This is a genomic window from Micromonospora musae, from assembly GCF_003626635.1.
GTDB lineage: Bacteria > Actinomycetota > Actinomycetes > Mycobacteriales > Micromonosporaceae > Micromonospora > Micromonospora musae.
On the sequence record NZ_RAZT01000009.1, the window covers coordinates 36,698 to 51,779 of the forward strand.

The window sequence follows — 15,082 nt, forward strand, 5'->3', positions numbered from 1 at the left end:
GAGGATTCGTGTCATCCGGAGCCCGGATGCTGTCGCGAGTCCTCCAGGGCGAGACGCCAACGCCGGCGCCTGGGCGCCGACGGGAAGGAGGGCACCAGTGTCGAGAGTGAACCATCGCAAGCGCGCACTCATGGGGGCGGGCCTCTGCCTCATCGTGCTCGCGTCGCAGGCATTGACCGCCGCACCGGCTGCTGCCGGTCGCGGCGGCAGCACCCCCAACGTCCGGGTCGTCGATCTGCAGGTCGACGGCAGGTACGACGAACCGCTGGGCATCGACAACACGGCTCCGACGCTCGGTTGGCAGATCGGCGAGACCCACCAGGCCGCAGCGCACCCGTGTCACCGGCCCCGAGCGCGTCAGGCGTGCCCGGGCGATCGGCAGACCGCCTATCAGATCCAGGCGGCGGCCGACGAGTCGGACCTCAGGCGCGGGCGGCTGATCTGGGACTCGGGCAGGGTCGCATCCGGCGTGCAGTCGGGCGTCCGCTATGCGGGCGCACCCCTCGCCTCCGGCGAGCGGGTCGTGTGGCGGGTACGCGTCTGGGACGCCGACAAGCGTGCCTCGGACTGGAGCAGGACGTCCTCCTGGGAAATGGGTCTGCTGCTGCAGAGCGACTGGGCACCGGCCCGCTGGATCGAGTACCCGGGCCGCACGGAGAACCAGGCCATGCCGATCTTCGCCCGCCAGTTCTCGATCGATCGCCGCAAGCGGGTCAGCTCAGCCCGCCTGTACCTCTCCGGCGTCGGGCTGCACAAGCCGACCCTCAACGGCCGGACCCTCACCGACGAGGTGCTCGCCCCCGGCAACTCGAACTACCAGCTCTCCAGCGAGTACCGCACCTACGACGTCACGAAGGAGTTGCGTACCGGCGGCAACACCCTCGGGGTGCAGCTCGGCAACGGCCCGGCGTACGTGCGCCGCAGCGTCACCAACCCGGCCGTCGGCCGTACCGCGCCGTACTCCTGGTGGCAGAGCCAGCTCAAGGGCAGCGGTGCCCTGGGCGCGGACGCCGCGGCCGGCGCCACGACGGTCAAGCTCACCGACGTGACGAACTACCACGTCGGGGGCAGCATCAACATCGACACCGGCGACGGCGGCGACCGCCTCGAGTCCCGCACGATCACCACGATCGGCACCGCCGGCGCCGACGGCACCGGCATCACGTTCACGCCGGCACTGGCCGGACCGCACACCGCCGGGGCGCTGGTCACCGGGTCCGGTAACAACATCGCCGCGAGCGACGCGAGCGCCGGCGCTGCCGTCACCCCACGTCTGATCGCCCGGCTCGAGATCTCGTACGCGAGCGGACCCGGCGACGTCATCGTCTCCGACCGCAGTTGGCGCACCGCGCTGGGACCGCTCGTCACCGACGCGTGGTACTCCGGCGCGGACTACGACGCCCGCCGCGAACAGCCCGGCTGGGACAGCCCCGGCGCCGACCTGTCCGCCACCGCGAAGCGCCGCGACGGCACGGCCACCGGTTGGACCAACGCCGGCATCGCCCCGCCGCCCAACCTGGCCACGAAGCTCGTCGCCCGCGCGGCCGAGCCGGTCAAGGTCGTCGAGACGTTCACCCCGGTCTCCGTGACCAACCCCGCGCCGGGCACCTGGGTCTTCGACTTCGGGCAGAACATCGTCGGGTGGCCGGAGCTGCGCCTGCCCGGCGGGGTGCCCGCGGGCGCGACCGTCCGCATGTCACCCGCCGAGTCGCTCGCCGCCGACGGCACAGTCGACCAGGCCTCGCTGATGGGGGGTGGTGGCAGCCGCGGCCGGGACCTGTTCAACACCTACACGACCGCCGGGCTCCCCGGCGGCGAGACCTGGCACCCGGACTTCAACTACTTCGGGATGCAGTGGGTTCAGGTCACCGGCCTGCCGGAAGGGTACGTCCCCACGACGGACACGATCCGTGGCCTGCGCGTGCAGGCCGCCACCCCCACGGCCGGTGAGGTGACCACTTCCAACGCGCGGGTCAACCGCATCCACACGATGTCCCGGTACTCCTTCATGAGCAACATCATGTCGGTCTTCACCGACTGTCCCGGCCGGGAGAAGCTTTCGTACCCGGCGGACTACACCATGCCCATGGGCGCCATCCACCGCAACGAGCAGCTTGCGGCGTACCTGCGCACGACCATGCACCACCTGGTGGAGGGGCAGTCCGTAGCCGGCACGCCGATGTTCGGCAACGTGGCCCTGAAGACCCCCGTCTACGACTGGGGCTACAGCGGCCGCTTCGGTGACGAGATCAACTGGGGTAACGCGATCATCCTCGTGCCGGCGATGCTCTACGAGCTCTACGGCGACACCCAGACCATGGCCCGCTACTACGACCGGATGGTCGACTTCGCCGACTACATCCAGCGGGAGAAGGTCGGCACCGGCGCCGACGCGCACATCGTCGACGCCGCTCTCGCCGACTGGGTGTCGGCCGACCAGACCTCCGGCCGGATCACCGGCACCTGGGGCTACCACGTGATGATCAGCAAGCTGGCCATGATGGCGGAGCTGACCGGTCACCAGGCAGACGCCGAGAAGTACCGCACCCTGGCCGCCGACATCAGGACGGCGTTCAACGCGCACTTCTACAACACCCAGCTGCGCCGCTACACCGCCGACGGCAACGGTGGCGCCACGGGTGCCACGCAGACGGCCCAGGCACTGGCGTTGGACGGCGGGCTCGTTCCCGACGGGGAACGCGACGCCGTCCTGGACGCTCTCGTCGAGTTGGTCTACGCGTTCCACCCCGAAGGCGACGGCCCACACTTCAGCGGCGGCACCATCGGCATGGCCCCCACCGTCCGCGCCCTCGCCGCCGGTGGCCGCGACGACGTGCTGTGGGACCTGTTGCAGGAGGACGAGCAGCCCAGCTACGGCTACTTCATGGCGTCCACCACCGCGAACCCCGGCGGCATGACCACCATCGGGGAGCGGTGGAACCGGGGCGACTCCAAGAACCACATGATCCTCGCCCAGATCGAGGAGTGGTTCCACAGCGGGCTCGCAGGAATCCGGGCGGCGGACGGTAGCGTCGCCTACCGGGAGCTGGTCATCCAGCCGAAGGTTGTCGGCGACCTGAGCTTCGTCAAGGGCAGCTACCGGACGCCGGCCGGACTGGCCCGTTCCGAGTGGTCCAGGACCGACGGCCGGTTCCGGCTCGCGGTCACCGTGCCCACCAACACCACGGCGGAGGTCCGGGTGCCGCTGAACGGCGGACAGGTGGTCGCGAAGCCGGAGCGGGCCGAGTTCGTACGGATCGACGATGACCATGCCGTCTATCGCGTCGGGTCCGGGTCGTACACCTTCACGGCCGTCACGCGATAGACGGCGGGCCGGGTGCGGCGTCCACAGCCGGACGCCGGGCCCGGCCCGATCCGATCCGTTCTTCGCAAGCGGTGTCCGGGCCACTCCGGCTGATCAACGAGATCCGGCCCGCTCCCTCGGGTCACGTCCCCGCCTCGGCGATGAATGCGTCGGGCTCGTCACCGCCGGGCCCGCCGGACCTGGTCGCTGGAGCGGCGGACGACGAGCTCGGGTTGGAAGACGACGTGCCGGTGCTGGTGGGCCACGCCGTGCTCGGCCTCTTCAAGGAGCAGCTCCGCCGCGGTGCGTCCGAGCTGCTCGCGGGGTTGGCGGACGGACGACAGCGGCACGGCGGCCGCAGCGGCGAACTCGATGTCGTCGTAGCCGACGATCGCGATGTCGGCGGGCACCCGCAGACCGCGCGCGGTGAGTTCCTGGAGCACGCCGAGGGCGAGGAGGTCGTTGGCGCAGAAGACGGCGGTGGGCCGTTGCCGGGCGGGCAGGGCGAGCAGGTCCTGGGCGGCCCGCCGCCCGGCGGCGACGGTCAGGCTGGTGGTGGCGGCGACGCGCAGTTCGGCGCCCGCGCCCCGGTCCTCCAGCGCGGCGGCCGCGCCGGCGTGCCGCTCCGCGACCTGGGCGATGGAGAGCGGTCCGCCGACGTAGGCGATGCGCCGGTGCCCCTGGTCGAGCAGGTGGTCCATGGCGAGCCGACCGCCGAGGACGTCGTCGACCGCCACCGAGCAGCGGCTGGCCCGGCCGGTGCCGCGATCGACGAGCACGACGGGGATGTCCCGGTCGATGAGCTTCTCCAGGTGGGGTTGGGGGCCGTCGCCGACGGGGGTGATGAGCACACCGCGGACGCGTTGCTCCTCCAGCAGTTCGAGGTGGCGGCGCTCGCGGGCGCTGTCCTCACCGCTGTTGCAGACGATGAGCATGGCGCCGGTCTCCTCGACGACCTGCTCGGCCCCGCGGACCATGTCGGTGAAGAAGGGGTTGGCCACGTCCAGCACGACGATGGCGATCGTGCGGCTCTGGCCCGCGCGGAGCTGGCGGGCGGAGTCGTTGCGGACGTAGCCGAGTTCGGCGATGGCGTCGAGAACCCGCTGCCGGGTGGTGGGGGAGACCATGTCGGGCCGGTTGAGCACGTTGCTCACCGTGCCGAGGGACACCCCGGCGTGCCGGGCCACCTCCTTGATGCTTGCCCCTGCCATCGCTACCTCGACGATCCGTACGTGATGGGTCCGGCGACCGTGCGGGCCGCGGCGCGCTGATCCCCGGTTCGTGCCCCGGCAGCCGCGCGGGGCGGCCCCGCCGGGCGATCGTCGGGGAGTCTATAGCGGCTAAAACGTTTCATCCAGTTGACCCGGCTGGTGGCGGAGCTGTTCGCCGTTCACTCCGGACGGAGCAGGGCGACGGCCTCGGGGCCGGTCGACGGCGGGAACGAAATCGCATCGAAGTCTTGACGCTTACGAATGTCTCCCCCTACCGTCCATGCACGACGCATGAAACGATTCAGGAGGGGATCGGATTGAGCCCCGACTCACCGGGCGCGGACCGCGCGCCGCTGCTGGTCTTGGAAGGCGTGACGAAGTCCTTCGGCGCCGTCGCCGCACTGCGCGGGGTGCACCTGGCGCTGCACCCCGGCGAGGCGCACGCCCTGGTGGGGGAGAACGGGGCCGGGAAGTCCACGCTGGTGAAGATCCTCGCCGGCGCTCACGCCCCGGACGCCGGCCGGCTGGCCCTCGACGGCCGCCCGCTCGAACTGCGCGGGCCCGCCGACGCCCGGGCCGCCGGCATCGCGGTCATCTACCAGGAGCCGACGCTCTTTCCCGACCTCTCCGTCGCCGAGAACATCTTCATGGGCCGCCAACCGCTGCGTGGCCTGCGCCGGATCGACACCGCCGCGATGAACCGCGACGCCGCGCGGCTCTTCGCGCGCCTCGGCGTCAGGATCGATCCCACCCGCCCCGCCCGTGGCCTCTCCATCGCGGACCAGCAACTCGTCGAGATCGCGAAGGCGCTCTCCTTCGACGCCCGGATCCTGGTGATGGACGAGCCGACCGCCGCGCTCTCGGGGGTCGAGGTGGAGCGGCTCTTCGGGGTCGCCCGGTCGCTCTGCGAGCGTGGCGCGGCCGTGCTGTTCATCTCGCACCGCTTCGACGAGGTCTTCGACCTATGCCAGCGGATCACGGTGCTGCGCGACGGCGCGTGGGTCTCCACCGACCGCACCAGCGACCTCACCGTCGACGCGGTGGTGCGCCGGATGGTGGGTCGCGACGTCTCGTCGCTCTACCCGAAGCAGGACGCCCCGCTGCGGGACACCCTGCTGGAGGTCCGTGGCCTCGGCCGCGCCGGCGTCTTCTCCGACGTGTCGTTCACCGTCCGGGGTGGTGAGATCGTCGCCCTCGCCGGGCTGGTCGGCGCCGGCCGCAGCGAGGTCGCCCGCGCCGTCTTCGGCGTCGACCGCTACGACGCCGGCGAGGTACGCGTCGCCGGTGAACCCCTGCCGGCCGGCAGCCCGCGGCGGGCGATCGCCGCCGGCCTGGCGCTGGTCCCCGAGGACCGCCGCCAGCAGGGCCTCGTGATGGAGCTGTCGGTCGAGCGCAACGCCACCCTGGCCCGCCGCCGGGCGCTGAGCCGGCTGGGCCTGCTCGTCGGGGGAGCCGAGCGGGTGGAGGCCCAGCGGTGGACCCGCCGGTTGCAGGTGAAGACGTCCCGGCTCAGCGCGGCGGTGGCGACCCTCTCCGGCGGCAACCAGCAGAAGGTGGTGCTCGCCAAGTGGCTCGCCACCGAGCCGCGGATCCTGATCATCGACGAGCCCACCCGCGGCATCGACGTCGGCACGAAGGCCGAGGTCCACCGGCTCCTCTCCCAGCTGGCGAACGAAGGGCTGGCCATCCTGATGATCAGTAGCGAGCTGCCCGAGGTGCTCGGCATGGCGGACCGGGTCCTCGTCATGCACGAGGGACGGATGGTCCGCGAGTTGTCCCGGGCCGAGGCGGACGAGACCTCGGTGATGTTCGCCGCCACCGGCCAAGGAGCGGCGGCATGAGCGAGCGGCAGCGAGCGAATCATCGGTGCAGTGTCGTGGTGCCTCATGGCGGTGCCGAGCGGAGCGAGGCGGCGGCATGAGCGAGCGGCAGCGAGCGAATCATCGGTGCAGTGTCGTGGTGCCTCATGGCGGTGCCGAGCGGAGCGAGGCGGCGGCATGAGCCTCACGGACACCGGTACGCCGGACGACCTCGCCGGTAGGCGCTCGTCCGGGGACGACCGCCGGCGCCCGGGATTCACCGAGCGGCTGCTCGCCGTACGCGAGCTGAGTCTGCTGCTCGCGCTCGGTGCGCTGGTCCTAGTCACCACGCTGCGCAACGACCGCTTCCTGAGTGGGCAGAGCGTCAAGGACCTGCTGCTGGGCTGCGCGATCCTGGTCATCCTCGCGGTCGGCCAGACCCTGGTGATCGTCACCCGCAACGTCGACCTCTCCGTCGGTTCGATCCTGGGTCTGGTCGCCTTCTGCACCGGGTCCCTCTTCCTCGCCGCTCCGGGCCTGCCGTGGCCGGTCGCGTTGCTGCTCGGGGTGGCGCTCGGCGCTCTCTGCGGGGCGGTGAACGGCGGGCTGATCGCGGTGGCGAAGGTCCCCGCGCTCGTCATCACGCTCGGCACCCTCTACGCGTTCCGCGGCATCGACTACTACTGGGCCGCCGGCCGGCAGATCAACGCCGCCGACATGCCCCGGTCGTTCCTGCGCCTGGGCAACCAGACGGTGCTCGGTGTGCCCGTGCTCTTCCTGATCGCGGTGGTCGTCGTCGCCGTGGTGGGCTACTACCTGCGCGCCTACCGCGGCGGACGGGAGCTCTACGCCATCGGTTCGGAGCCGGCCGCCGCCCGGCTCTCCGGCATCCCCGTCGGTCGGCGCGTCTTCGCCGTCTTCGTGGCCAGCGGGGCGCTCGCCGGCCTCGCCGGCGTGCTCTACGCGGCCCGCTTCGGCACCCTCGACGCGGCCGCCGGAACGGGCCTGGAGCTTCAGGTCGTGGCGGCGGCCGTGGTGGGTGGGGTGGCCATCTTCGGCGGCAGCGGCAGCGCGTACGGGGCGGCGCTCGGCGCCGTCCTGCTCACCACGATCGGCAGTTCGCTGGCCGTCCTGCGCATCGACCCGTTCTGGCAGCAGGCCGTGGTCGGCGCGCTCATCCTCGCCGCCATCGGCCTGGACCGGCTCCTGGCCCTGCGGACGGCGGCCCGGCTCAGAGGGAGAAGCGCACGTGGCGCATGACAGCCTGTACGCCGCACCGCCGTCGGCCGGCACCGACACCGAGCAGACGGCGGGCCGCCTGACCGGGCTGCGTGCCGCGTTCGGTTCCTGGGACGCGGCCGTCGTGGCGGCGCTGGTGCTCGCCGTGCTGGTGGCCGGTGTGTCGGTGCAGAACTTCGCGACCGGCCGCAACGTCCAGTTCCTGCTGCTGGACCTGGTGCCGCTCGCCCTGCTGGCCCTGCCCATGACGTTGATCGTCGTCACCGGCGAGATCGACCTGTCGGTGGCGAGCACGGTGGGTCTGTGCAGCACCCTGATGGGGCAGCTCTGGCTCTCCAGCGGGCTGTCGCTGGAGCTGATCTGTGTGCTGGTGGTGCTGCTCGGCGGCGTGCTCGGCGCGGTCAACGGCCTTTTCGTCACCGGTTTCGGCCTGCCCTCGCTGGCGGTGACCATCGGCACCCTCGCCCTCTACCGAGGGCTGTCGTTCGTCGTGCTCGGCGACCAGGCGGTGGCCGACTTCCCGGCGAGCTGGACCGCCGCCGCGGTGCGGAACATCCCCGGTACCCCGATCCCCGCCGCCGTCCTGCCGGTGCTGCTGCTGGCGCTGGTCTTCGGCGTCGTGCTGCACGCGACGACGACGGGGCGGGCACTCTACGCGATGGGCAACAACGACCAGGCGGCCACCTTCGCCGGGGTCTCCGTGGCGCGGACGAAGTTCTGGCTCTTCGTGGCCTCCGGCGCGGTGTGCGGCCTGGTCGGCGTCTTCTGGACGCTGCGCTACGCCAGCGCCCGCGGTGACAACGCGACCGGGCTCGAACTCACCGTGGTGACCGCCGTGCTGCTCGGCGGCGTCTCGATCTTCGGCGGCCGGGGCGCGCTGCTCGGCGTGGTCGCCGGCGTCCTGCTGCTCGGCGTCCTGCGCAACGCGCTGCAGCTCGCCGACGTCGACGCGAACGCGTTGACGATCGTCACGGGCGCCCTGCTCATCGCCTCGGTCGTGCTGCCCAACGCGGTCGCGGACCTCCGTGCGCGGCTGCACCGTCGACGACAGCGCGCGAACCCCGTCGCGCCCTGATTCCCCCACCACCAACCCCGGAAGGATATCGATGTCCGCGCACCGCAGAGGTTTCCGATTCGGGGCCACCGGCCTCGCCCTCGCCGCCCTGCTGCTCAGCGCCACGGCCTGCGGCGGCACCACCCGGGAGAACTCCGGCGACGACTCCGGCGCCGGCAACCAGGCCAACGGCGCCGCCAATCCCGACGCGCAGCTCAAGGAGGGCCTCAAGATCGCCTTCCTGCCGAAGCAGGTGAACAACCCGTACTTCACCGTCTCCGACAACGGCGGCAAGACGGCGGTCACCGAGATCAAGGGCGAGTTCAAGGAGGTCGGCCCCTCCGAGGCGAGCGCCTCCTCCCAGGTCAGCTACATCAACACGCTGTCCCAGCAGGGCATGGACGTGATCGTCACCTCGGCGAACGACCCGAACGCGATCTGCGGCGCGCTCAACCAGGCGAAGGCGGCCGGCGCCAAGATCGTGACCTTCGACTCGGACACCAAGCCCGAGTGCCGGCAGATCTTCGTCAACCAGGTGACCGCCGAGGGCATCGCCGAGAACCAGGTCAAGCTCATCTCGACGCAGATCGGCGGCGCGGGCGAGATCGCCATCCTCTCGGCCACCGCCAACGCGACCAACCAGAACGCCTGGATCGAGCTGATGAAGAAGGAGCTGGCGAAGCCCGAGTACAGCAAGATCAAGCTGGTCACCGTCGCATACGGCAACGACGACGACCAGAAGTCGTTCCAGGAGACCCAGGGTCTGCTGCAGTCGTACCCCAACCTCAAGGGCATCATCTCGCCGACCACCGTCGGCGTCGCGGCCGCCGCCCGCTACCTGAGCGGCTCCCAGTACAAGGGCAAGGTCAAGCTGACCGGTCTGGGCACGCCGAACCAGATGCGCCAGTACGTCAAGGACGGCACCGTCGACGCCTTCGCCCTCTGGAACCCCGCCGACCTGGGCTACCTCGCGGCGTACGCGGGCGCCGCGCTGGCCTCCGGGCAGATCACCGGCGCCGAGGGGGAGAAGTTCACCGCCGGCAAGCTCGGCGAGTACACCGTCGGCACGGACGGCGTGGTGGTCCTCGGCCCACCCACCGTCTTCGACAAGAACAACATCGACCAGTTCGACTTCTGAGCGCCCGGTGGTGGTGCCGGTGCCCCGGCGCCGGCACCACCACCCGCGCGCCGACGGGAGAACCATGCCGCGCGTCTGCTTCACCCTCCAGGTCGACCCGGAACGGCTGGCCGAGTACCGCGCCCGCCACGAACGGGTCTGGCCCGAGATGCTCACCGCGCTGGCGGAGTGCGGCTGGCACGACTACTCGCTCTTCCTCCGCGAGGACGGCCTGCTCGTCGGGTTCCTGGTGACCGACGACTTCGCGGCGGCCCAGGCCGCCATGCAGGCCCGCGACGTCAACGCCCGCTGGCAGGCGGAGATGGCGTCGTTCTTTCTCGACCTCGACCAGGACACCCCCGACCGCGCCATGCGGCCGCTGGACGAGGTCTTCAACCTTGCGGCTCAGCTCGCCGCGCAGACGGGAGAAACGCCATGACCCACCCCGACGCGCCGACCCGTGCACGGGTCACGCAGGCCCTGCGCGCCCAGCGCATCGAGACCCCGTCCTGGGCGTACGCCAACTCCGGCACCCGTTTCAAGGTGTTCCCACAGGAGGGCGTGCCGCGTGACCCGTACGAGAAGATCGCCGACGCGGCGATGGTGCACCGGCTCACCGGGGTGGCTCCCACCGTCGCGCTGCACATCCCGTGGGACCGCGTCGACGACTACGCGGACCTGGCCCGGTACGCGACGGAGCAGGGCGTGACGCTGGGCGCGATCAACGCCAACGTCTTCCAGGACAACGACTACCGGCTGGGCAGCGTCACCAATCCCGACCCGGGAGTCCGGCGCAAGGCGATCGACCACCTGCTCGAGTGCGTCGACATCATGGACCGCACCGGCTCTCGGGACCTGAAGCTCTGGTTCTCCGACGGCACCAACTATCCGGGGCAGGACGACATCCGGGCCCGGCAGGACCGGCTCGCCGCCGCGCTGCGCGAGGCGTACGACCGGCTCGGTGACGACCAGCGCCTGCTGCTGGAGTACAAGCTCTTCGAGCCGGCCTTCTACGCCACCGACGTACCCGACTGGGGCACCGCGTACGCGCACTGCCTGGAGCTCGGGCCGAAGGCGCAGGTGGTCATCGACACCGGCCACCACGCGCCCGGCACCAACATCGAGTTCATCGTGGCGTTCCTGCTGCGCGCCGGGAAGCTCGGCGGCTTCGACTTCAACTCCCGCTTCTACGCCGACGACGACCTGATGGTCGGCGCCGCGGACCCGTTCCAGCTGTTCCGGATCATGCGCGAGATCGTGGGCGGTGACGCGCTGCGGCCGGAGGCCGGGATCGCGTTCATGCTCGACCAGTGCCACAACATCGAGCCGAAGATCCCGGCGATCATCCGCTCGGTGCTGAACGTGCAGGAGGCCACCGCCAAGGCGCTGCTGGTCGACGCCGACGCGCTGGCCGCCGCCCAACGCGCCGGTGACGTGCTCGGCGCGAACGCGGTGCTGATGGACGCGTACCACACCGACGTCCGTCCCCTGCTGGCCGAGCTGCGGGCCGAAGCCGGCCTGGACCCCGACCCGATCGCCGCGTACGCCCGCTCCGGCTACTTCGAGCGCATCCGCACCGAGCGGGCCGGCGGGCAGCAGGCCGGCTGGGGCGCCTGACCACCATCGAACGAACAGGGACGTGAGGACGATGCACTCCGAGGTTGAGGCGCTGATCGCGCGGAGCAACCGGCTCGGCGCCGACCCGAGCACGACGAACTACGCCGGGGGCAACACCTCGGCCAAGGGCCGGGCCACCGACCCGGTCACCGGCGGCCCCGTCGAGCTGCTCTGGGTCAAGGGCTCCGGCGGCGACCTCGGGACGCTCACCGAGGCCGGTCTGGCCGTGCTGAGCCTGGACCGGCTGCGCGCCCTGGCCGACGTCTACCCGGGCGATGCCGGCCCGGTCGATCCCGCGCGGGAGGACGAGATGGTCTCGCTACTGGATTACTGCCGGCACGGACCCGGTGGGGCGGCGCCGTCGATCGACACGGCGATGCACGGCCTTCTCGACGCGGCCCACGTGGACCACCTGCATCCGGACGCCGGCATCGCGATCGCCGCCGCCGCCGACGGGCCCGAGCTGACCAAGGAGATCTTCGGCGACCGGGTGCTCTGGGTGCCGTGGCGCCGACCCGGCTTCCAGCTCGGGCTCGACATCGCCGCCGTGGCGAGGGCCAACCCGCAGGCGATCGGCGTGATCCTCGGCGGGCACGGCATCACCGCCTGGGGGGCGACCGGCGAGGAGTGCGAGCGGCGCTCCTTCGAGATCATCCGAACCGCGCAGGCGTACCTCGACGGGCACGGCCGGGCGGAGCCGTTCGGCCCGGTGATCGAGGGGTACGCGCCGCTGCCGCCGGACGAGCGCCGGGCCCGCGCGGCCGCCCTCGCGCCGGTCGTCCGGGGCCTCGCCTCGACCGACCGGCCCCAGGTCGGGCACTTCACCGAGAGCGACGTCGTGCTCGACTTCCTCGCCCGGGAGCGGCACCCCGCGCTCGCGGCGCTCGGTACCTCCTGCCCGGACCACTTCCTGCGTACCAAGGTGCGTCCGCTCGTGCTCGACCTGCCGCCCACCGCGCCGCTGCCCGAGACGGTCGCCCGGCTGCGGGAGCTGCACGCCGCCTACCGCGAGGAGTACCGGGCCTACTACCAGCGGCACGCCACCGCGCAGAGCCCGCCGATGCGCGGCGCCGACCCGGCGATCGTCCTCGTGCCGGGGGTCGGCATGTTCAGCTTCGGCGCGAACAAGCAGACCGCCCGGGTCGCCGGGGAGTTCTACGTCAACGCCGTGAACGTCATGCGCGGCGCGGAGTCGGTGTCGCGGTACGCCCCGATCGACGAGGCGGAGAAGTTCCGCATCGAGTACTGGGCGCTGGAGGAGGCGAAGCTCAAGCGGCTGCCGAAGCCGAAGCCCCTCGCCACCCGCGTCGCCTTCGTCACCGGCGGCGGCTCCGGTATCGGCCGGGCGACCGCTCGGCGGCTCGCCGCCGAGGGCGCCTGCGTGGTGGTCGCTGACCGCGACGGCGCGGCGGCGGCCACCGTCGCCGCCGAGATCGGCGACGCCGACACGGCCGTCGCCGTCACGGCCGACGTCACCGACGGCGCGGCCGTGGCCGCCGCGCTGCGCACGGCGGTGCTCGCCTTCGGCGGGGTGGACCTGGTCGTCAACAACGCCGGGCTCTCCATCTCCAAACCGTTGCTGGAGACGACCGAGGCGGATTGGGACCTGCAGCACGACGTGATGGCCAAGGGTTCGTTCCTGGTCTCGCGGGAGGCCGCGCAGATCATGACGGAGCAGGGGATGGGCGGTGACCTCGTCTACATCTCCAGCAAGAACTCGCTCTTCGCCGGCCCGAACAACGTCGCGTACGGCGCGGCGAAGGCCGACCAGGCGCACCAGGTACGCCTGCTCGCGGCCGAGCTCGGCGGGCACGGCATCCGGGTCAACGGCGTCAACCCCGACGGGGTGGTGCGCGGCTCCGGCATCTTCGCCGGCGGGTGGGGCGCCAAGCGCGCCGCCGTCTACGGGGTGCCGGAGGAGAAGCTCGGCGAGTTCTACGCGCAGCGCACCCTGCTCAAACGGGAGGTACTGCCGGAGCACGTCGCCAACGCGGTCTTCGTGCTCACCGCCGGCGAGCTGTCGCACACGACCGGATTGCACGTCCCGGTCGACGCCGGTGTCGCCGCGGCCTTTCTCCGCTGACCCGGGGCGGTGCCGGATGACGACGGAACAGGTGGTGGAGCCGGTGCTCGACGCGGAGGACCTGCGGCTGCTGCGCCTGCTGGCGACCGGGCTGCCGCTGGAGACCGTGGCCCGGCGGATGGGGCTCTCCGAGCGGACCGTACGCCGCCGGGTCCGGGCGGTCTGTGACCGGCTCGGCGTGGCCGCGCCGATCCAGGCGGTGGTGTGGGCGGCCCGGCGGGGACTGCTGTGAGCCTCCGCGTCGCCGCCGTGGACCTCGGCGCGTCCAGCGGCCGGGTGATGGTCGGTCGCGTCGGCCCCGACGTCCTCGACCTCACCGAGGTGCACCGGTTCGCCAACGAGCCGGTGCGGCTGGCCGGCACCCTGCACTGGGACATCCTCGCCCTCGCCCGAGGGGTCCTCGACGGACTGCGCGCCGCCGGCCCGGTGACGAGCGTCGGTGTCGACTCCTGGGCCGTCGACTACGGACTCCTCGACGCCTCCGGCGCGCTGCTCGGGAATCCGGTGCACTACCGGGACTCGCGCACCGACGGCGTCGCCGAGCGGCTGGCGACGCGGCTCGGGCCCGAGCGGCTGTACGCGACGACCGGGCTGCAGCAGCTGCCGTTCAACACGATCTACCAGCTCGCCGCCGCCCGCGGCACACCCCAGCTCGACGTCGCCCGGTGGCTGCTGCTGATCCCGGACCTGGTGACGTACTGGCTCACCGGGGAGGTCGGCGCCGAGGTCACCAACGCCTCGACGACCCAGCTCTACGACGTGCGCCGGCGGGCCTGGGCCACCGACCTGATGGTCGACGCCGGGATCCGGCCGGAGCTCTTCCCGCCGCTGCGCGAGCCGGGCAGCCGGATCGCCCCGGTGCTACCCGCGCTGGGGCTGCCGGGTGAGCCCGAGGTCGTGGCGGTCGGCTCGCACGACACCGCGTCGGCGGTGGTGGGCGTGCCGGCGTCGGGGGAGAACTTCGCCTACATCTCCTGCGGCACCTGGTCGCTGGTGGGGGTCGAGCTCGACGCCCCGGTGCTCACCGAGGCGAGCCGGCGGGCGAACTTCACCAACGAGTCCGGCGTCGACGGCAGCATCCGCTACCTGCGTAACGTGATGGGTCTCTGGCTGCTGCAGGAGTCGATGCGCGCCTGGGGCACGGCCGACCTTCCGGAGCTGCTGCGCCGGGCGGCCGACGAGCCCGCGTTCCGGTCCGTGGTGGACCCCGACGACCCGGCGTTCCTGCCGCCCGGCGACATGCCGGCCCGCCTCGCGCAGGCCTGCCGGCGCGCCGGCGAACCCGTGCCCACCACACCGGCCGGCACCGTCCGGTGCATCCTCGACAGCCTGGCGCTGGCGCACCGCCGCGCGGTACGCCAGGCGCAGCAGCTCTCCGGTCGGCAGGTGGAGACCGTGCACGTCGTCGGGGGCGGCGCTCGTAACGCGCTGCTCTGCCAGCTGACGGCGGACGCCTGCGGGCTGCCCGTGCTCGCCGGCCCGGTGGAGGCGACCGCGTTCGGCAACGTGCTGGTGCAGGCGCGGACCGCCGGGGCCGTCGAGGGTGACCTGGCGGCGCTACGGGCGCTGCTGCGCGAGACCCAGCAGGTGGTGCGGTACGAGCCGCGCGGGGCGCAGGCGGCGTGGCGGGCCGCCGAGGAGCGGCTGGGTGTTTGACG

Annotated in this window: 11 protein-coding genes; 10 read left to right on the top strand and 1 reads right to left on the bottom strand. The window is 72.1% G+C overall.

Annotation, left to right across the window (positions count from 1 at the left end; genetic code table 11):
• The first annotated feature begins 97 nt into the window (after positions 1-97).
• Complete coding sequence (locus D7044_RS18560; RefSeq protein WP_233565031.1) at positions 98-3,325, top strand: alpha-L-rhamnosidase; 3,228 nt, start codon at positions 98-100, stop codon at positions 3,323-3,325.
• A gap of 158 nt (positions 3,326-3,483) precedes the next feature.
• On the opposite strand, the gene D7044_RS18565 is transcribed toward D7044_RS18560, so the two are convergent.
• Positions 3,484-4,515, bottom strand: coding sequence for a LacI family DNA-binding transcriptional regulator (locus tag D7044_RS18565; RefSeq protein WP_120674797.1), 1,032 nt, complete (start codon positions 4,513-4,515; stop codon positions 3,484-3,486).
• Positions 4,516-4,832: 317 nt separating this feature from the next.
• Between D7044_RS18565 and D7044_RS18570 the strand changes: the two genes are divergently transcribed.
• The 9 genes from D7044_RS18570 to D7044_RS18610 all read left to right on the top strand — a co-directional run bounded on the left by D7044_RS18570 (position 4,833) and on the right by D7044_RS18610 (position 15,080).
• A complete protein-coding gene (locus D7044_RS18570) occupies positions 4,833-6,356 on the top strand; it encodes a sugar ABC transporter ATP-binding protein (protein WP_120689669.1) in 1,524 nt (507 codons plus the stop codon).
• Positions 6,357-6,512: 156 nt separating this feature from the next.
• Positions 6,513-7,574: an ABC transporter permease gene (locus D7044_RS18575; protein WP_120689670.1), complete on the top strand. Its 1,062-nt coding sequence runs from the start codon at positions 6,513-6,515 to the stop codon at positions 7,572-7,574.
• Complete coding sequence (locus D7044_RS18580) at positions 7,564-8,628, top strand: ABC transporter permease (RefSeq protein WP_233565032.1); 1,065 nt, start codon at positions 7,564-7,566, stop codon at positions 8,626-8,628. The genes D7044_RS18575 and D7044_RS18580 overlap by 11 nt, the downstream gene beginning before the upstream one ends.
• Before the next feature lie 31 nt (positions 8,629-8,659).
• The gene (gene rhaS, locus D7044_RS18585; protein WP_120689671.1) at positions 8,660-9,745 is read left to right on the top strand and encodes a rhamnose ABC transporter substrate-binding protein; all 1,086 of its coding nucleotides are present in this window, start codon (positions 8,660-8,662) and stop codon (positions 9,743-9,745) included.
• 64 nt (positions 9,746-9,809) lie between these two features.
• Complete coding sequence (locus tag D7044_RS18590; protein WP_120689838.1) at positions 9,810-10,163, top strand: L-rhamnose mutarotase; 354 nt, start codon at positions 9,810-9,812, stop codon at positions 10,161-10,163.
• Positions 10,160-11,341 (top strand): L-rhamnose isomerase, encoded by a 1,182-nt coding sequence (rhaI, locus tag D7044_RS18595; RefSeq protein ID WP_120689672.1) that lies wholly within the window; start codon positions 10,160-10,162, stop codon positions 11,339-11,341. The genes D7044_RS18590 and rhaI overlap by 4 nt, the downstream gene beginning before the upstream one ends.
• Before the next feature lie 31 nt (positions 11,342-11,372).
• Positions 11,373-13,424: a bifunctional aldolase/short-chain dehydrogenase gene (locus tag D7044_RS18600; protein ID WP_120689673.1), complete on the top strand. Its 2,052-nt coding sequence runs from the start codon at positions 11,373-11,375 to the stop codon at positions 13,422-13,424.
• 16 nt (positions 13,425-13,440) lie between these two features.
• Positions 13,441-13,656 carry a helix-turn-helix domain-containing protein gene (locus D7044_RS18605; RefSeq protein WP_120674811.1) on the top strand — a complete coding sequence of 72 codons (216 nt, stop codon included), beginning with the start codon at positions 13,441-13,443 and terminating at the stop codon, positions 13,654-13,656.
• Complete coding sequence (locus D7044_RS18610; protein WP_233565033.1) at positions 13,653-15,080, top strand: rhamnulokinase; 1,428 nt, start codon at positions 13,653-13,655, stop codon at positions 15,078-15,080. The genes D7044_RS18605 and D7044_RS18610 overlap by 4 nt, the downstream gene beginning before the upstream one ends.
• The last annotated feature ends 2 nt before the right edge of the window (positions 15,081-15,082 follow it).

Coding starts and splice junctions, on each gene's coding strand:
- D7044_RS18590 (WP_120689838.1), top strand. CDS start 9,810: ATGCCGCGCGTCTGCTTCACCCTCCAGGTCGACCCGGAACGGCTGGCC.
- D7044_RS18605 (WP_120674811.1), top strand. CDS start 13,441: ATGACGACGGAACAGGTGGTGGAGCCGGTGCTCGACGCGGAGGACCTG.
- rhaS (WP_120689671.1), top strand. CDS start 8,660: ATGTCCGCGCACCGCAGAGGTTTCCGATTCGGGGCCACCGGCCTCGCC.
- D7044_RS18600 (WP_120689673.1), top strand. CDS start 11,373: ATGCACTCCGAGGTTGAGGCGCTGATCGCGCGGAGCAACCGGCTCGGC.
- rhaI (WP_120689672.1), top strand. CDS start 10,160: ATGACCCACCCCGACGCGCCGACCCGTGCACGGGTCACGCAGGCCCTG.
- D7044_RS18565 (WP_120674797.1), bottom strand. CDS start 4,515: ATGGCAGGGGCAAGCATCAAGGAGGTGGCCCGGCACGCCGGGGTGTCC.
- D7044_RS18575 (WP_120689670.1), top strand. CDS start 6,513: ATGAGCCTCACGGACACCGGTACGCCGGACGACCTCGCCGGTAGGCGC.